This is a genomic window from Wansuia hejianensis, assembly GCF_014337215.1.
In the GTDB taxonomy this organism is placed as follows: Bacteria; Bacillota; Clostridia; order Lachnospirales; family Lachnospiraceae; genus Scatomonas; species Scatomonas hejianensis.
This window is the reverse complement of sequence record NZ_CP060635.1, coordinates 1,799,358-1,817,740: the sequence shown is the minus strand read 5'-3', so window position 1 is coordinate 1,817,740 and position 18,383 is coordinate 1,799,358. Positions and strand designations below refer to the sequence as shown.

Genomic DNA, 18,383 nt, shown 5'->3' with positions numbered 1-18,383 from the left:
GAGAGAGGACTAAAAATGGCTTATATTGGATTAAGAAAACCGATCATTGGAAAATTGGATACGGAAACGGGTAAATACAGCGCACCTTTTGCTTTTGGAAAGGCAATTGGTCTGCAGGTAACACCGAGCTATGCCGAGGGGGCATTAAATGCAGATGATATTCAGGCTGAGTATGATAAAGTATTTAACTATGCGGATGTTACGCTCAATACCAGCACAATTCCGATCCAGGCTCATCACGATATGTTTGGACATACAGTAGAAACGGAAACTGGAAAATCTATTGAATTCAACGCAAATGATGAGAATAACTATGTGGGAATGGGATGGATTACAGTTGAAAAGGTAGATGGGGTACGTTCTTATACAGGTAATTTCCTGAGTAAAGTGAAATTCTCTGAGCCTTCTGAGGACTATGCTACCAAAGGAGATGCAATAGAGTATAAAACACCTTCAATAACTGGCCGTGCGCTTGCGATGGAAGATGGCAAATGGAAATCTGTGGGCATCTTTGATACAGAGGCAGCGGCCCTTGAATGGATTAATGGACAGTTTGGAGTAACTGCGTAAATACAATATATGAGTCTGCGGGGGGCGGCAGGCAGCCGCCCCTGGAAAAGGAGAAGAAACATGTTTGACAAATTAAATTATATCCGATTATCAGATAAGGAGTACCCTATTAAATGTGACATGCTTGTTCTGGAACGAATCCAGGATGAATTTGGCAGCCTGTCAGATTTTGAAAACAAATTAAATGGATTTGTACCTGCAAAAGATGAAAGTGGCAATTATAAAAGAACAGAGGAAGGTCTGCTGTTGGGTGTCTATGAAATGCCTGATTTAAAGGCTGTGAATCAGACACTATTTCTGATGGTTGAAGAAGGGCTTTCTATAGAAGCGGAAGAAAAAGATGAACCCAGAAGAAGTTTGACCAAAGAGCAGCTTCTGAGAGAGGTGGATTTAAACCCTATGGAGCTGGGCAAAAAGCTTCATGAAGAATTTTTGAGGTGTTTTGTGCGAAAAAACGGGAAATCCACGCAGAGGAAGACGGCAGTCCGGAAGACAGAGCAGAAGAGTCTGGAGAAATAAACTTTGCGTGGATCGTCTTTATTGGCATGCAGGTGGGATATCGTGAGCCAGAGTTAGCGCACATGTATTTTGGAAAGTGGTGTGATCTATTTGAAGAATACAAAAAAATGCATAATTTCAAGGTGAAGCGGATGATATTTGAAGAGAAAAAAGAAGTTTCTTTATTAGACTTATAGCTTTTAGGAGAAGAAATTATGGCAGATATAAATAAATCAATAAATGATACTACGAAAAAGCTGGAAGTGTTAGGAAATACGTTCCAGAAAAAAATCGCTGATCCAGTCTTGGGGAAATTTCTTCCTCTGGCCCAGAATGGCATACAGGCTTTATCAAGCGAAATTGAGGCGATTACTCCCGTCGCGGCAGTAGCCACGAGTGCACTTGAAGGCATGTTAGCTGTAAAAGAAGCTGCGGGATTTATAAAAACTATGTCTGAAACGGCGGAAAGTGTTGGGGAATTCATTCTCAAGGCTGCCAGTTATGCGGCTGCAGCAGATACAGCCACGGGCGCACAGTTAGGCCTAAATGCGGCGATGACGGCATCTCCCGTAGGTTGGATGGCGGTTGGGGTGAGTGCGCTTGTTGGAGTAGTTGCGTTGTTGGCCTCAAATATAGAAGTTGCTAAATCCGATACGGATATTCTGATTGATTCTGCATCAGACTTAAAAGATGAACTAAATAAGTCGCAGGAGAGCATTTCTGCAACGATTAATAGCGCAGATGAAAGTATAGCCAGTGTTGGAGCGAGTTCAGCGGTTACTTCTGGTTATGCCTTAGAGGCAGCAAATAATTTGAAAAAACTCATTGACAGCGGTGGGGCGGCTGCAGGCAATCAGGCGGAAATGGCCCAGGAAGTTGAAAAATTGAATATTCTATTTCCTGAAATGGGATTGGAAATAGACTCTGTAACCGGCAAAATAAACATGGGTATGGATGCCATATATAGCTACATTGACAACATGAAGCAGATGTCATTAGCCGAAGCTTATAACAGGGCAGCTGCAGATTCTTACGATGAGTTGGTACAGGCGCAGATGAAGCTAAATGAATCGCAGGAAGCGCAGACTGAGATTGCAAATCAACGTAAGGCAAAAGAGAATGAGCTGGAAAAGATTCGTGAAGGAGAGATCGAAAGAGTTGAGGCTCTCCGACAGGCAGAGAAAGATTACCAGAAGGCTATGTATGAAGGGGCCGACAATCTGGGCGAATATGAAGGCAAAATATATGAACTGCAGAATAGCTATGTGGAAGTTGAAGGAAGAACATTATCCGTAGTGGATGCGGAAGTGGAATTGCAACGCCAGATTGGGGAACTGACAGAAGCTGAAAAAGGACTGCAGGAAGAAATTGATGAACAATCAGAGGCCGTGGCTGGTGCGACGGAGACTGCAGACGGGTATATTGAGAAATCTGTAGAGCTGAAAGAAGAAGCGCAGAAAGCTGCTGAAGCGGAGCGAGAGCGGGTAAATGCCATGCAGGCTAAAAATGAAGCTTCTTTGGCGAGTATCGAAATTGCCGGCCAGGAGCTTGAGGCTTATCAAAATCTTACGGAAGAACAGCAGCAGATGGCCGTTGACTTTACTAACAGCGTATTAGCCATGGAAGAAAACCTGCAGAACAGTATTTCGAGTCAGCTTGGCCTGTTTGAAACTTTAAATACTGGAGCAGCAACATCCATGGAGGAAATTCTTGCCGGACTGGATTCTCAGATTAATGGGGTTGAAACGTGGGAACAAAACTTGAATACATTGATCAGTAGAGGAATTAATGAGGATTTGATACAGACGCTTATTGAGGCAGGGCCCCAGGCTGGATCAGCTGTACAGGCAATTGTAGATGCCGGTGAGGGGCAAATCAGTGAATTAAATGACAAATGGGCGTTAAAAGAACAAATTCTGAACGTTACAAATGACGCGGGACAAGCTTTGATGGGAAGCGGTATGGAGAAGATAGCAGAAGGATTTGCAGGTATGTCTGAACTTCTGAATGCCAGCGGAGCGGATGGCGTCCTGGGACTTGTGGAAGGGATGCAGGCGGCACAGCAGCAGGCTTTGGATGCAGGAGAAGATTTGGGCATTAAAACGATAGAATCTATTGATTCGGGCCTGGGAGTCAATTCTCCTTCCTGGAAGACGAAAGATGCCGGTTTAAATCTGAATCTTGGGCTATCACAGGGTATGCGCGAGAACATGGGAATCATCAGGATAGCGGCGGGAGAAACAGGGAGAGTTGCAGTCGGCATGATTGAGACAGGATTAAATCTCAATGCCATAAAAGGCTATGGGTCAAATGCGGCTTCAGCTCTGGCAGAAGGTATATTAAAAGGGCGTTCAACCGTTATTGCAGCCGCTACAGAAATTGCCGCGGCAGCAGTTAATGCAGCCAAGGAAAAACTGGAAATTAATTCTCCGTCAAGAGTGTTCAGAGAGATGGGAATTAATAGTATGGAGGGATACTCTTTAGGAATTAAAAATGCCAGATCAGAGGTTTCGAAGGCAGTTTCAAGGGCTATGGACTTTTCAGATCTGAAAAAAGATGGAGTCTCAGCAGATAGTTTGCTAAGGGAAAATGAACAAAATGGTTTGACTTATAGTAATTTAGTTCGTGCTTTCTCTACGGCCCTTCATTCTATGGATTTGAGCATGAAACTAAATGGACGTGAATTTGGGCGTGTGTTGAAGGAAATGGGGGTGGCTGTAAGTGGTTAAATATGAGAGCGGAACCACAGGCGATGTTTTTGATCTGTCCGGACGCGCGGCGCGTCTGCTGCTAAAAGAAACGGAATTATATGATTATGCCTGGGACGTGGAAGAAATTAAGCAAGAATTAGGTAGTTTTATCAATGGTTTTGGGAAAAAAGCAGCTGAATATAAAATGGAAATTGATTTTACCGGTAGCCGGGCAGAGCGGGCTGATAGCATGGCAAAATTTTTTGAAGTGGTAGAGCAGGATATTCTAGCAAAAAAGACAGGGAAATTATATTTAGAAGATCAATATATCAATTGTTTTGTTATAAAAGGCGCTTATGAAGACTTGAAAGATCAATATAACAAAGTGCGAAAAGAAGTAACGGTATATGCACCGTATCCATTCTGGATAGTGGAAAGAAAAGCTACATATCAAAAACAGGATATCCCAAAGGGATCTGGAAATCTGGATTATGCTTATGACTATCCATATGATATGACACCCTTAAAAAGGGGAATTGATTATTTGGAAAATGACCATTACACAGATAGCCATTTCAAAATGATTATTTATGGCCCTGCATCTGACCCTGCGGTTTATATCCAAAATCAGGCGTATCAAGTATATACAACTATAGAGGAAAAAGAATACCTTGTGATAGACAGCAAGGAGCATACGGTATGCCGGGTGAAAAATGACGGAACTAAAATCAGTGAATATAATAACCGGTTAAAGGAACAAAGTATTTTCGAAAAAATACCTGCCGGTATACATCAGATAAACTGGTCGGGCAATTTCGGGTTTGATATTATCCTATTTCATGAAAGGAGTGAACCCAAATGGAATTAATACTTGCAGCTCCTGACGGAAGAGAAATCCGAAATGTATATGAGGATATAGATATAGAATTGGGTTTACAGAATGACTTTGAATTATCTGTTTCTTATCTAAACTGGGAGAACAGGCTAGACTATGGATCAATGCTGTATGTGCCAGGAACTGAATATGGAGGAATTATACAGGAGATAGAAAGTGTTGCCGATGACGGGATTATCTATGTGCGTGGCGATACCTGGCGGGGAATGTTGAATAAAAAAGTTATATTGCCAGATGCAGGGCAGTCTTATAAGGCTGTCAGTGGAGAACTAAATAATGTGCTTGAACAACTGATTGGATCGCAATTTGACAGCTTGATGCTGGTGGCGGTACATAACACGGAAACTTATGTAACTGATTTCAAACTAGAAGCCTATTGTACGCTCCTCGAAGGAATTAACAGAATTTTGAGATCTGTCGAATATCGCTTGAAATTAATCTACATACAGAATCGATATGGGGGTTATGTACAATATGAAGCAGTGCCTTCTGTAGACTATAGTGATAGAGTAGAAATGAGTCAGGATAGCCGTTTGAAATTTACCTGTTTCGAAAGTAGAAGAGAATTCAACCATATGATTTGTCTGGGAAAGGATGATATGGATCCCAGACCAGTGATCCATTTATATGCGCAGCCGGACGGAAGCATTGGTACCAACCAGTATTATAAAGGTAGAAATGAAAGAGTAGTTGTCTATGAGGTAAATTGCGAAGTAAATGAGATGGTGGACAAGGGAACTGAGAAATTTACGGAACTAATGGATTATAAAAGATTTGAAGCGGAACTTGCTGATGTTGGCGACTTTGGAATTGAAATAGGAGATACTATATCGGGCCGAGACTATATTACGGGGATATATGTAAAAAAGCCTGTTGTAGGCAAAGTATTGAAATTAAAAAATCAAAAAGCTAATGTTGAATATAAAATAGAAGGAGAATAAGTTATGAATATTGTAACAGGTTATGGTGGAAGGCCGCATATAACGGCTAATGATGCCGGTAGTTTTAATCAGGGGATTTTTTCTGCCAAGGACGGAGTCTTGACAGTGGGAAGAAAGTTTGAATATTCACTAATATCCAATAATGAGCTGAGAATCTATGACGGAGAAGGAATTATGCAGGGGGTGCATTATAGGATATTGCCAGGAACTTATGAAAGTGTTGTACTGGAAAATGGAACCCAGGGAAATAAGAGAATTGATCTTATAGTGGCACGTTATGAAAAAAATGCAGAAACAGGGATTGAAAGCGTAGAAGTAGCTGTGAAAAAAGGAGCTGAGACCACAGAGATACCAGTAGAACCCACAGCAATGATAGGTGATATAAGAAAGGGAGCGACTTTACATGAGATGCCCTTGTATTCTGTAGAATATAATGGAATAACAGTAAAAGAAATTGTTTCTAGATTTACAGAGATTGCTGATTTGAGAATGGTAAGGGAGGAGATTGATAGACTAAACAGTAATTTAGGCGGACTCATATCTACGGAGCAACGCACGGTCACTTTTACATCGGATTGGTGCCATATCAATGATAAAAATGGTTATATTTTGCTGAATGTTTTTGCTGTACAGGATGGAACAAATAATTATGTCAAGAGTATCCAGCGTGTAAGTTACGGAGGATATACGGTTATAGCTAACGTGAACAGTGGACAATATGTACTCTGGCTGGTCTGGGGAAAAGCTATGTAAGTCTATCCAATAACTAGCCAGTAGATCGACCCGCCCGCAACGTTAACTTCGCAGCCTATTTTAAGGTACTGCCGATCTAGTGCATGGACGGTTACTTTCGGATAGCCGCCGGGGTAAAATGATGCCGCAATCGCCCAGAGCGGATTTGTCAATTTATAAGGTGACAAGTCGATGTCATGCGTATATCCGCCTGTAGTGGCATCGTGTGCCAATCCGCTAAATGGATAAGCGCCAAAAATTGCTTTAAACCCGTTGGGTAGCGTGAGCTGTCCGTATACGTTACTTTGCAGATGAGTATAGCCATCAACTAAATTACTGTTTTGGAAACTTCTTAGTCCATGATATTATGAACCAGGAGGTGATAAAATGGAGAAGTTGATCGAGGAAATTCTGGAGGCTATGCAAGACAATTTGAGCCAGGAACAACTTCAAAGGCTGGAAAATGTGTTAATCATTAAGACGCATGGTCTAGTGCTTCAGAAAGAACGCACTGATCTAATTGTAAGCGAACGACGATGGGAAAAGGCGTTGCGATTGTACTTGGCAAGTAAGCGCCTTGAAAACTGCTCAGAAGGAACAATTGAAAACTATGACCGATGTGTCCGGATGCTGATGCAAACCATAGGGAAACGGTTACCGGAGATTACGACAAATGATCTCCGGTATTACCTCGCGATGTATCAGGAAAGGCGTCGAATATCTCTGTCTTATCTGGAAACATTGAGGCACTACATCAGCAGTTTTTTTAGTTGGCTGTCAGATGAAGGATATATATCGGGTAACCCGGCGCGGCGCCTGAAACGGGTTAAAGTTCCACGGAGAATTAAGCGCCCATATTCAGCTGAAGAGCGTGAACATCTGCGTTGCATAGCGCAGACAGAGCGGGATTTGGCGTTGATGGAAGTATTGTATAGCACGGCCGGACGTATAGGGGAAGTATTAGCCTTAAACCGATCAGATGTGGATTTTATAGGTCGAGAGGTGATTGTTTATGGAAAAAAGAGCAAAAAAGAGAGGGTAGTCTGTTTGACAGAAGAGGCCGCTTATCATTTGCGTAAGTATCTGGAAAAACGGGTAGATGAAAATCAAGCACTGTTTGTTAGTTTGAAGGCACCGCATGAACGATTAACATCCAAAGCAGTGCAGGCCATGCTGCGAAAATTGGGACAAGCCGCCGGTATACATGCGCATCCACATAAATTCCGTCGTACATTGTTGACAGATGCAAGTGCCAGGGGAATGAGCTTACAGGAACTGCAGGCTTATGCGGGGCATGCTAAGCCCGAAACGACTATGATTTACGTGACTGTCCGGGCAGCAGAGGTCAAGGCATCGTTCCGACGTTTGGTAGATTAATGAGATAATGTAATATGAATTTTTTGTCCGGCTGAAAGGGCGGCTTAGTTTTTTATACATATTTTTGAATATATGTAACAGTTAGCGGAAAATAAGCTAAAACTAACAAAGATAGTTTAAACAGTAATTTTGATATCTTTGCAAACGGCGGTGAAAATTCAGATGGTAAAGCTCTGCGTATTGATACCGCTGTTATGCAGGGAAAAAATCTGCTCTACGAATGCTGGGGGCCATCATTTTTTCCTTATGGTTCGAATACGTCCGGAGCTCCGTCTGCATGGCCGGGCCTTGTCCTAGCCTTTATTCTGCCGTATGGCTCCGAAGGATGGACACGACAGGTAAAATATGCGTTTGAGCTGAGTGGTGACATCTATTATATGACCTACAAAAACGGGATCATCGATAAAAACTGGACGAAAATAACAGGCCCTACTTAAATTCCAGGCATATACAACAGTCCCAGGCACACCTTTCCTGAATATGCGGATGAAAAATGGATCACTATGTTCCTTGATCCAACGCCAGCATAGGAAAAACCGGTTATAGTAGGCACTGAAGTGTTACGATCATCGTTCCATATGTTAACTATCTTCCCATATTTTTCAGGAACATTATTCCACATCATATAGTCTGTATTATTTATATTCGATAACATTACGCTTTCGTATTTGACGATATTACTGTTTTGGTAATTAGTGTATGAATGAAAGAAGGTGATAAGAATTATGAACGACGAAGAGGTGATGATTAAATTAGAAAATCAATCTGTGAGAATATTAAATATAGAACATTGCATAGAAAATTTGGAAAAAGGCAATCAGGCGATGCATGATCTGGTTTTATCAGTAAATGAATTGGCCATTAACATGAAAAACATGTTACAAGAACAAAAGGATCAGGGAGAAAGACTTAAAAAATTGGAAGGTGAACCAGTAGAACAGTTGAAAAGTGTTCGGTTGACAGTATTAACGGCAATTATATCGGCATTGGCAGGGACTTTTGTTACTGGCCTGATTGCCGTAATTTCTGGTTATATTTGAGATTTTAAACGATAAGGAGGAGATGAAAAGATGGATGTAACCTTTTTGATGGATTATTTAAGTCCAATAGTTGTAGGCATTTGCCTGATGGTGGGCTTTACGATAAAGATAGCTGTTCCAGCAATACCGAATCGATTAATACCATTGATTGCGATGCTATGTGGTCTATTTTTAAGTATAATTATAAATTTACCTTCTGTTGATGTGGAAATTATATTGAAAGGAATGTTTTCGGGGTTAGCGTCAACGGGTCTATATGAAATGCTGAGAAATCTTTTATATCCAAATTCGAGTGAAGGAGGCTAAGAAAATGGGATGTAAGAATTTTAAACAAGGAGATAAACGGTGGGGAAGTTTCATATATGCTGGTGAACCTATGTCTGTTTCAGGATGTGGACCAACAGCATGTGCAGATATTATCGGGGTATTTCCCAATCAAACGGCGTCATGGCTTGCTAATAAAGGATATAGTGTAAATGGGCATGGCACAGAGTGGAACGGGATTGGCAAATGCCTAAACGCTTATGGCTATAATGGAAGACAACTAAATACCAGTAGTTTATATGGAATTGTGGATGGTAATGTTGAAAACGTATGGAAAGCGGCAATGCTAACAGGCAAGTGTTATGCGATATTGTTGATGGGACCAGGTACGTTTACATCTGGAGGCCATTACATATGTGTGACAGAATATGATGGTAGTGGGGCATATGTATATGACCCAGCTTGTGAATCACGTGACGGATGGCATTCATGGAGAGATTTTTCCGGTCAAATCAAAGTGTTTTACCTTATGGATAAAAATGAAAGAGTAGAAAATAATGAAGGCCCGAATAGTGAAGGAGGTGTGTATATGTTTAAAGTAAAACAAATACAAATTGGAGATGAAGGTAACGAAGTATTATTGTTAGAAGAAATATTAATGGCCCGAAAATATTATTCTGGAGGATTAGATAAGAGTTATGGCCCGCTGCTGGATAATGCGGTTAGGCAATATCAGAAGGATAGAAATGGTGCTTGTGGAGAAGTAGATGGGATTGTTGGGCCCAAAACCTGGAATGATCTTATCGCGTTATAAATCTTGAAAAAGTAGCCTGCGGAGATTGTATCTTTTGCAGGCACTTTTATAATTTTTTATTAAATATTAGCTTTTAAACCGAAACCCATTCAGGAAGAGTAATAAAAATTTATGTAAGTCTGATGTCGTATAAATAAAGTTGGCACCTTATTCTCAAAGAATTCATGTATAATAAAGAGAATAAGGAGGAACTCTCAATGTCACGTACTCAACGTAAATACGACCACGAATATAAGATCCAGGCTGTCAAACTTGCCAGAGAAATCGGCGGTGCTAAGGCAGCCAAAGAATTAGGTATTCCAGAAGGAACCATCCATACATGGCTGAAAGCAGTTAGAGCCGGTACATTGGATATTGGCGACGGTGCACATACTCCAGAAAGTGCCATGAGTCTCGCTGAGGAACTTGCTATGCTCCGCAAACGTGTTAAGGATCAGGATAAAGAAATCCGGCGTCTAAAAGAGGAAAATGAATTTCTCGAGGAAGCAAGTGCTTTTTTCGCAGCCAGCCGTCGGAAGTCAGCAAGAACCAAAGAATGATGTTCATTGCCATAAAAACGGAAGACGGCGCGATTAAGGGAAAACTCTCATTCTATTGCCGGATGCTTGGTGTCAGCCGCCAGGGGTTCTACAAATATCTTGCTAATAAAGACCGGCCCTGGAAATATCAGGATCTCGCTGATGCTATGATAGCAATCCATACTGAAGATGAATACAATGATACATATGGGCGCATTCGCATGTATCAGGCACTTCTCCTTAAGAAACCGGAAGGACTCAAGATTCCCAGTGAGCGAACCGTCTACAGGGTCATGGATGAAATAGGCCTTAGTCATCAACCAAAGCGTAAGCCGAATGGTATTACCAAGGCTGATCGGGAAGCTCGTAAGTCAGATGATCTTCTGAAGCGAGATTTCAAATCCGACAAGCCACTTGAAAAATGTGTAACTGACATTACAGAAATCAAGGCTAAAGATGGGAAACTGTATGTTTCAGCTATCTTTGACTGCTTTGATTCCGGTGTCCTTGGTCTGGCAATGGAAACCAACATGAAAGCAACGTTGTGTGAGCATACCCTGGATAATGCCTATCTGGCATATCCTGATCTGCGAGGGGCTATTGTACACTCTGACAGAGGAACACAATATACCAGTGAAACTTATCGTAAGGCTCTTGCTAAATACGGTATTATTCAAAGCATGAACAGTGCTGGTGGCAGGTGCCACGATAATGCCCGATGCGAAAGCATGTGGGCCAGAATGAAAAGTGAGCTTCTCTATGACCGCTACAATACGGAGACTATGACCATAGAGGAACTGAAGGTTCTCATTTGGAGATACTTCATCAGTTACTGGAATAACAGGAGGATCTGCTCTGCCAACGGTGGGCTTCCTCCGATAATTAAGCGACAGAGATACTACCAATCTCTGGAACAGGCTGCATAGGCAGTGATATCTTTGAGATAAATGTGTCAACCAATATTGACAATATCAGTCTTTAGAAAATGCGAGTGTAAAGGCAGCAGGTGTCCATTTATTATGTTAAAAAAGTTTGCGGTTTGAATTCAAGCGGATTACGAAATCTTGTCCAAGTTCATCAAGTTTTAGAAACATCATTGCCACGATCCATAGCAAAGGTTGCATGACCAAGCAGAGCCGTGCTTTGCTGTATACCGTCAAATGTTATGGTATTAGCAGATTTATATCTATCGGATTTTAAAACATCACTGTCATCGATGTAAACCACCGGTTCATCAGGAACCCATTTTTTAATGGTTTAAAGATAGGAAGATGAGGCATGTGAAGGGATGTCAAATCTCTGTCTGCTCCATATAATAATTACCTAGGTTTTTGAAGTGTTGGCAAACCAACTAATTTCAAATCATACTCGTAATAATACCTGGCGGAAATCGCCCGGCAGAACTTATCGAGCCAATGATCATAGTAGACTTCCTGCAGGAAAAGGTAACCTCCGTTAAAGTATCAGGTCAGTGTCTGCACAGAGTTCGATAAGAAATGTCGCATCATCATCTTTTTCAGCGTCATTCATCAAGCGGACTTGTACCTTAGCCCATGCTTTCGGATCTGTGACTCCGTATATCTCACAGATAAACCTGTCTGAACAGAAAGTTTTATGTACAGGCTTGACAGTTCTGTAAGTAGCTGAATTTTTATTTTTCGTCCATCCAAATCTCATTTTAGTTTTCCCTGACCGTTATAGGAAAAAGATTGGATGAGGTGCATCCGGACCATTAAAGATAGAGCAGCCATACTGCCATGTATTCATGTCGTTTTCGATAGCGGAACACAATAAAAACATAATCCTCTCTTGTTACCTTGCCGTGATCACACATACATTTATAAAATTTTTTTACACTTACTGCAGTGCTTTTAATAGTTCCAGTGGTGGACCACATACATTTGTGAATGAAGAAGTCGCACAGGAAATCATCAATGGATTCAGGGCCATATATCACCTTCACGAAGTAGATATGTATTGATATAAAAATCGATATTTGAAAGACTAACTATTAAAAGTCAAGTCTAAAATGAAGATTTTTTGAATGGTGTGGTATAAAAAAGTTGACAGCTTATTCTCAAGGATTTCATAATAAAACCAAGAGAATAAGCTGTCAACTTTTTTATACCACACCAGAGATAGGCAGCAAAGGTTGAATCCCAGTGACAAACATACTTGGTTGCATTGTATAGTGCGTAGCGCAGATAGCGGGAACCACGTTTTTCCATGTGGGAGCCGGATGATTCTAATTGACCTGATTGATAGGTGGACGGTGACATGCCGGCATAGGCAAGTATCTTATCATGCGTATCAAAACGGCTGAAATCACCAATCTCAGCAATCATCATGGTGCCCATGCGGTAACTGATGCCGGGGATACTGAGGATCGGAGATTTGATTTCATCCATCATAGATTGAATCTCATGTTCGATTTCATTCATCTCAGAGGTCAGTTCCTGTATAAGTCTTATGGTATGTTTCAATTCCAAAGATTTTGCAGGCATAGGAGAAGCGATAGAAGCTCTTGCGGCATCCCGAAAGAGGATAGTGGTATCTTTGGAACAGCGGCCTTTAGAAGCTGTTTCCAAAAGATGGGTAAGTCTGGTCAGATGAGCGGTTGCGATTGCTGACGCGCCCGGAAAATCAGAAAGAAGAGCATAAACAGACGCCCTATGGATAGTGGATACCAGCTGCTCGAGTTCTGGAAAAAGGATAGTAACAAGACGGGAGACCGAAGTTTTTAGTTTTGCCCGCTCTTTTACTTTATTAAAACGATAACGGGTGAGTGACTTCAGTTCCTCATTATGGTATAATGTGTCTGAGTAGGACTTTAAGTTCACGTCAGACATAAGCATTGCAGCAATCGTATGGGCATCAACTTTATCCGTTTTCGTCTTTCTAAGGCTTAGACTTTTTCTGTAAAGATTGGTATGTATCGGATTGATAACAAAGGTGGCCAGACCTTTATCAAGAAGATAACCCAGGATGTTATAACTGTAGTGTCCAGTGGCTTCAAGCCCTGCTTTCACTTTGGTTAAATCATCGGTAACGGATGTAATCTTCTGATAAAGATCATCAAAACCATCGCGGTTGTTTTGGATGGTAAATGCCTTAAACAGCACCTCGCCATCGGAGTTAGTAATAAAACAATCGTGCTTATCCTTAGCTACATCAATTCCTGCGTATATCATGGTAAATCTCCTTTAAAAGTATTTGATACTGTTTTAGAACCCACTGGTACTCTCTGCGATTGTAGCCTCGTTCGAAATAAACCGTCACGCGGTATCTAACTGATTAACAAATCTACAAAGAGACTGTGGCTGGAGCCTTTCTGAAACCATCGTGTGGTAGCTGGGGCGGGAACCAATCCACAGTATCTCCGATAGTATAGCATATAGGCATTGGAGAGGGACTATAAACACTACTACTTTATAATACTAGGTGGCGGGTAATAGTTTTTTCTGACAGACCTGATTTTTTCAGGTATTCTGCAAAGAGAGTCAGCATCTTGCTATTGTTTTTTGTATAGTGTCACAATTTTTTTGACATTGTTCAAAATCCATAAATTAGGAGTCTCTTCGTAGTGAATGGGGGCATACATGTTTATAAAACTAACAGGGGACGTTCTGATTCTATCATACAGTATCTTGAGGTAACGTGTAATGCAAAATATTGAAATTGACAAAAAATATAGACTTCATATAGCTGACAAGGATTTTTCTTTTATTTAATTGTCAAACTCCCGAGATGCTGAGGCTTACGCTTCCGGATATGAAGGTGGATATTAACCGGTACATCAGCCGGGACAGACGCACATGGGCTGCTATGTCCCGGCTGAATGTTTATGAAGACCCAGTAAGCGACAGCCTTCGTAGGCGCTGTAAACAGAAATTTGTTGCTCTTTTCCGTGAGATATAGTATTATGTGAGAGTGGGAAAGAAAAAAATCCTGTTTGTAGTTGAGATTATCGTATTGCTATTGTTGTCGTTCGTATTATTTGTATTTATCTGGGCGGCACAAAAGTTTACGCTGGTGAATCATCAGGAGCTGGATAAGGATCGGCTGTTTATGGCTGATGGTGTCAACAGCGGGGCTGCGGCAGGCGATAAGGCAGACGGGCAGCCGCAGGATACAACATCTGCCCTTACGGGAATTGACGTAATCGCACTTGTAGGATTGGATACCCGGGATGAATTGGACGGAAGAAACAGCGATACAATGATCATTGCCTGCATCAATCACAATGAAAAAAGTATTAAACTGGTTTCGTTGTATCGTGATACCTATTTGAATGTAGGCGATGATTATTATGGCAATTCAAATTATTACACAAAAGCCAACGCGGCCTACAACCTGGGCGGACCAGAACAGTTTCTTTCCATGGCCAACCTGAATCTGGATTTGAATATTACCGAATATGTAACCGTAGATTTTTCGGCTCTTTGTACGACAATTGAGCTGCTGGGCGGGCTGGACATCGATATGACCAGGGAAGAGCTGATCCATCTCAATGATTATAATGTGGAGACGTCCGAAGCCTGCAATATGGAATATGAAGAGATCGAGGTTCCTCCGGCAGATGAATTCGATGGGGCAATGACAAGAACCTTCCATTTGAATGGAAGTCAGGCAGTTTCCTATGCAAGGATCCGTTATACGGCCGGCAATGATTTCTGCCGTGCCAGCCGTCAGAGGCTGGTGCTGTCGAAGATCATGGAAAAGGCGAAGACAGTTGATCTGGGAACCCTGGATGCAGTGATGAACGCGGTGCTGCCTCTGGTAACGACTAATTTGGACAATTCAAAAATTGTTTCTATGATTCAGCCGCTGCTCACATACTCCATGCCGGAAGAGAATCAGGACGGTTTTCCGTTTGCACACATGCCGGATGACGGAAGTATTACCGGGAGCGACTGCGTGATTCCGGTAACCTTAGAATATAACGTCACGCGTCTGCATCAGTTCCTGTTTCCGAATGAAGAATATACTTCTTCACCGGTCGTGCAGGGATATAGCTATCAGATTGTCATTGACAGTGGTTATGGAGAAGAAGATATAGATACGGCGCTGGGGATGGATGAGGTGCGGAAATCCCCAAATGGACACAGGAGCTGCAAGACCAGGCGGATGTGGAAGCCAGCGGTTACAGTGATGATTATTAAAAGAATGTTGGGCATTAAGAGATTATGAAAGAGTATACGGTGGATGTTTTGATACCTGTTTATAAGCCAGGCCCGGAGCTGCCAGAGCTGCTTCGGCGCCTGGCTAAACAGGTTTATCCGATTCATAAAGTGCTTATAGTTAATATAGAAGAACAGTACTGGAATATTGCATATGAGAGAGAATATCCGGGCTGTGAAGTGACACATATTCGAAAAGAAGAGTTTGACCATGGAGGTATGTGCCATTGGATGGCAGAGAGGTCTGGTGCAGATATCATGGTTTATATGACCCAGGATGCCCTGCCGGCAGATGAAAAGTTAATTGGAAATTCTTCCGGGAATGGGAATTAAGGCATTTTTCTGTTCTATTATATGTACGGCATACGATAGAAAAACATATGTAGAACTGGGGGGGATTTCCCAGACCAGTAATATTTAATGAAGATATGATTTATGCAGGCAGGGTGATAGAGGCAGAATATACAGTTGCTTATGTTGCTGAAGCGGGGGTGATCCATTCTCAGAATTATACGAACAAACAGCAGTTCTACAGGGACTTTGATCTGGCGGTGTCTCAGGTACAGTATCCAGAATTATTTGTAAAATATCCTTCCGAAGGTGAAGGAATGTTGCTGGTAAAAAAATAGCCAGATATGTCTGCAGAGAGGGAAAACCTTGGTTGATAGCTCCACTGGTTCTCAAAAGTGCCAGTAAGTATGTGGGATATTTTCTGGGGAAGAAATATAAAAAAACACCAAATTGGATGGTGCGGAAATGTACCATGAATTCAAAATATTGGCGGAACAATAGAAGCATAGGAGTAATATGAAATTAAAACTTGTATTTTTATTATCAAGTATTTTATATGTTCTTTCGTTTAATGGGTGTGTGTTTACGGACGATTTGCAGGAAAAAGAGAGGATCGCGACTCTTTGCCAAATTACAGAGCATAAAACCACGGATTCCAAAATTATGGGAGATAAAATTATTTCCACTACAGATGGGCATTTGATTTTATTTAATTTTGATGGCAGTATTTATAAAGAGTATACAGATATTTCCGCAAACTGGATATACACTTGTGATTCTGAGAATGAAAGACTAGTTGCTGTTGGAAATTTTGATTATGAAATACGTATTATAAGCTTTAGTAAAGATTATATGGTTAGTTAAATTATTTAGTTTTTAACCAAGAAAACTTAATGATTGATCCTACCCTCGTAAAACAGGAAGACAATTATTTTCTGACATTTACGGAAATAAAGGGGAATGTGAACAATGGAGATGAGTCACAAACCAATGGATTGTATACGGTACGCTGCTTTATTTCTAAGGATCTGAAAAACTGGCAAAAGTTATCGGACATTGTATCTTATTACAATAACATAGAAGATGGGGATTTGTTTGTTTCAGATGACGGAAAAAACCTTAACTATTTGTTTGAAAAAGAGGAATATGACAAGGGCCCATCTTCCTTGAATGTTATTTCATCCTTGGATCAGGGAAAGACGTGGACAGACGAAAAGGAGATCATTCCAGCCGTTGCTGACAATGAACCTGCGTCAATTATGAAGCATGAAGATGGCTATACTCTTTATTATAGCAGCGACAAAGAACACATGGGAAGCAGTTACAATGAGGCTGCTGTATATCAGGCAGATTTAAATAAAGACTTTTCTGTGAAAAATTCGTATATCCCAGTTGAATTGAAGGAGGAAAAGGGGATCTTATTATATGATGTTTCCACAGAAGGAGGGCTGTTATTTTTGTATTCACAAAATTATTTGACGGATAATAATTTGATTTTGAAAGAAATTAGAGTTGAATGAGTTGACAGTTGGCTTTATTAGATAGGCTATTTTTATAAATTAGACTGTAATAGTATGATAAAGAATAAAAGGATTAGATGATATGGATACAAAGAAAATATCAGTTGTTATACCCTGCTATAATGAAGAGGAAAATGTAGAAGCGATTTATAAAGCGGTAAAAAAAGAGTTAGTAAATAAATGTGCTGTTTATGATTATGAAATATTGTTTATTGACAATAAATCTAAAGATCGTACCAGAGTATTGATAGAAAGAATCTGTGAATCGGACAAACATGTTAAAGCAATTTTTAATGCTAAGAATTTCGGGCAGTTTAATAGTCCATATTACGGGATGCTGCAGGCTACAGGAGATTGTGTTATTTTGTTGGCTGCTGATTTTCAGGATCCTGTAGAAATGATTCCCCAATTTATAGCAGAGTGGGAGAAGGGCTATAAAATCGTTTGTGGAATAAAAACATCGAGTAAGGAAAACGGAGTTGTTTATTTGCTGAGAAGCTTATATTATAAGGCCATTAAAAAAATGAGCAGCGTTGAACAAATTGAACATTTCACTGGATTTGGGCTTTATGACAGTGAATTTATTCAGGTATTAAGAGAATTGAAAGATCCCACCCCATTTTTGCGCGGAATTGTAGCTGAGCTTGGCTTTGAAAGGAAGGAAATTCCGTACAGCCAGCCACGGCGCCGTGCGGGAAAGACACATAATAATTGGTACAGCCTATATGATGCAGCAATGCTATCTTTTACAAGTTATACAAAAGTTGGCCTGCGTATTGCTACATTTTTTGGATTTTTAGCTTCAGGGATTAGTTTCATAATTGCTCTAGTGTATTTGATTATGAAATTGGTTTTTTGGGAACGTTTTATTGCCGGAGCGGCGCCTATGGTCATATTGACGTGTTTCCTTGGAGGAATTCAATTGTTTTTTATTGGGTTGGTTGGGGAATATATTATGAATATGAATGCTAGAATTATGAACCGTCCATTAGTGATAGAAGAAAAACGTTTAAATTTTGAGAATGATAGATAACGCATATTAGAGATTTGCGA

19 protein-coding genes are annotated in these 18,383 nt (G+C 40.8%); 18 read left to right on the top strand and 1 reads right to left on the bottom strand.

All coding sequences use genetic code 11. The features are described 5' to 3' along the window. Nucleotides 1-15: 15 nt before the first annotated feature. The 12 genes from H9Q79_RS08295 to H9Q79_RS08240 all read left to right on the top strand — a co-directional run bounded on the left by H9Q79_RS08295 (nt 16) and on the right by H9Q79_RS08240 (nt 11,265). Nucleotides 16-570 (top strand): major tail protein, encoded by a 555-nt coding sequence (locus tag H9Q79_RS08295; RefSeq protein ID WP_118648673.1) that lies wholly within the window; start codon nt 16-18, stop codon nt 568-570. 60 nt (nt 571-630) lie between these two features. Then, nucleotides 631-1,089 carry a hypothetical protein gene (locus H9Q79_RS08290; protein WP_118648671.1) on the top strand — a complete coding sequence of 153 codons (459 nt, stop codon included), beginning with the start codon at nt 631-633 and terminating at the stop codon, nt 1,087-1,089. Nucleotides 1,090-1,283: 194 nt separating this feature from the next. After that, nucleotides 1,284-3,797, top strand: coding sequence for a hypothetical protein (locus H9Q79_RS08285; RefSeq protein ID WP_249329613.1), 2,514 nt, complete (start codon nt 1,284-1,286; stop codon nt 3,795-3,797). Next, on the top strand, nt 3,790-4,626 hold the full coding sequence (locus H9Q79_RS08280; protein ID WP_118648667.1) for a phage tail family protein: 837 nt from the start codon (nt 3,790-3,792) through the stop codon (nt 4,624-4,626). The genes H9Q79_RS08285 and H9Q79_RS08280 overlap by 8 nt, the downstream gene beginning before the upstream one ends. After that, nucleotides 4,617-5,594: a hypothetical protein gene (locus tag H9Q79_RS08275; RefSeq protein ID WP_118648666.1), complete on the top strand. Its 978-nt coding sequence runs from the start codon at nt 4,617-4,619 to the stop codon at nt 5,592-5,594. Before H9Q79_RS08280 ends, H9Q79_RS08275 begins: the two co-directional genes overlap by 10 nt. A 3-nt stretch (nt 5,595-5,597) precedes the next feature. Beyond that, nucleotides 5,598-6,347 (top strand): hypothetical protein, encoded by a 750-nt coding sequence (locus tag H9Q79_RS08270; protein WP_249329612.1) that lies wholly within the window; start codon nt 5,598-5,600, stop codon nt 6,345-6,347. A gap of 366 nt (nt 6,348-6,713) precedes the next feature. Then, complete coding sequence (locus tag H9Q79_RS08265) at nt 6,714-7,703, top strand: tyrosine-type recombinase/integrase (RefSeq protein ID WP_118648662.1); 990 nt, start codon at nt 6,714-6,716, stop codon at nt 7,701-7,703. A gap of 725 nt (nt 7,704-8,428) precedes the next feature. Further along, nucleotides 8,429-8,743 (top strand): hypothetical protein, encoded by a 315-nt coding sequence (locus tag H9Q79_RS08260; protein ID WP_118648658.1) that lies wholly within the window; start codon nt 8,429-8,431, stop codon nt 8,741-8,743. A gap of 30 nt (nt 8,744-8,773) precedes the next feature. After that, entirely contained in the window at nt 8,774-9,049 is a 276-nt protein-coding gene (locus tag H9Q79_RS08255; protein ID WP_118648656.1) for a phage holin family protein, read from the top strand. 4 nt (nt 9,050-9,053) lie between these two features. After that, nucleotides 9,054-9,821: a peptidoglycan-binding protein gene (locus tag H9Q79_RS08250; protein WP_249329610.1), complete on the top strand. Its 768-nt coding sequence runs from the start codon at nt 9,054-9,056 to the stop codon at nt 9,819-9,821. Nucleotides 9,822-10,018: 197 nt separating this feature from the next. Next, nucleotides 10,019-10,360 carry a transposase gene (locus H9Q79_RS08245; RefSeq protein WP_118648886.1) on the top strand — a complete coding sequence of 114 codons (342 nt, stop codon included), beginning with the start codon at nt 10,019-10,021 and terminating at the stop codon, nt 10,358-10,360. Beyond that, a complete protein-coding gene (locus tag H9Q79_RS08240) occupies nt 10,357-11,265 on the top strand; it encodes an IS3 family transposase (protein WP_118648884.1) in 909 nt (302 codons plus the stop codon). The genes H9Q79_RS08245 and H9Q79_RS08240 overlap by 4 nt, the downstream gene beginning before the upstream one ends. Nucleotides 11,266-12,363: 1,098 nt before the next feature. On the opposite strand, the gene H9Q79_RS08235 is transcribed toward H9Q79_RS08240, so the two are convergent. Then, the gene (locus tag H9Q79_RS08235; RefSeq protein ID WP_249329609.1) at nt 12,364-13,530 is read right to left on the bottom strand and encodes an IS110 family RNA-guided transposase; all 1,167 of its coding nucleotides are present in this window, start codon (nt 13,528-13,530) and stop codon (nt 12,364-12,366) included. 739 nt (nt 13,531-14,269) lie between these two features. On the opposite strand from H9Q79_RS08235, the gene H9Q79_RS08230 reads away from it, so the two are divergent. The 6 genes from H9Q79_RS08230 to H9Q79_RS08210 all read left to right on the top strand — a co-directional run bounded on the left by H9Q79_RS08230 (nt 14,270) and on the right by H9Q79_RS08210 (nt 18,363). After that, entirely contained in the window at nt 14,270-15,529 is a 1,260-nt protein-coding gene (locus tag H9Q79_RS08230) for an LCP family protein (RefSeq protein ID WP_249329608.1), read from the top strand. After that, nucleotides 15,526-15,852: a glycosyltransferase family 2 protein gene (locus tag H9Q79_RS18370; protein ID WP_330596971.1), complete on the top strand. Its 327-nt coding sequence runs from the start codon at nt 15,526-15,528 to the stop codon at nt 15,850-15,852. Before H9Q79_RS08230 ends, H9Q79_RS18370 begins: the two co-directional genes overlap by 4 nt. Before the next feature lie 95 nt (nt 15,853-15,947). After that, nucleotides 15,948-16,148 carry a hypothetical protein gene (locus H9Q79_RS18365; protein WP_330596970.1) on the top strand — a complete coding sequence of 67 codons (201 nt, stop codon included), beginning with the start codon at nt 15,948-15,950 and terminating at the stop codon, nt 16,146-16,148. A 178-nt stretch (nt 16,149-16,326) separates the two neighbouring features. After that, nucleotides 16,327-16,674: a hypothetical protein gene (locus H9Q79_RS08220; RefSeq protein WP_249329607.1), complete on the top strand. Its 348-nt coding sequence runs from the start codon at nt 16,327-16,329 to the stop codon at nt 16,672-16,674. Between the two features lie 29 nt (nt 16,675-16,703). After that, on the top strand, nt 16,704-17,330 hold the full coding sequence (locus tag H9Q79_RS08215; protein ID WP_249329606.1) for a hypothetical protein: 627 nt from the start codon (nt 16,704-16,706) through the stop codon (nt 17,328-17,330). Between the two features lie 82 nt (nt 17,331-17,412). Next, the gene (locus tag H9Q79_RS08210; RefSeq protein WP_249329605.1) at nt 17,413-18,363 is read left to right on the top strand and encodes a glycosyltransferase family 2 protein; all 951 of its coding nucleotides are present in this window, start codon (nt 17,413-17,415) and stop codon (nt 18,361-18,363) included. Nucleotides 18,364-18,383: the final 20 nt, after the last annotated feature.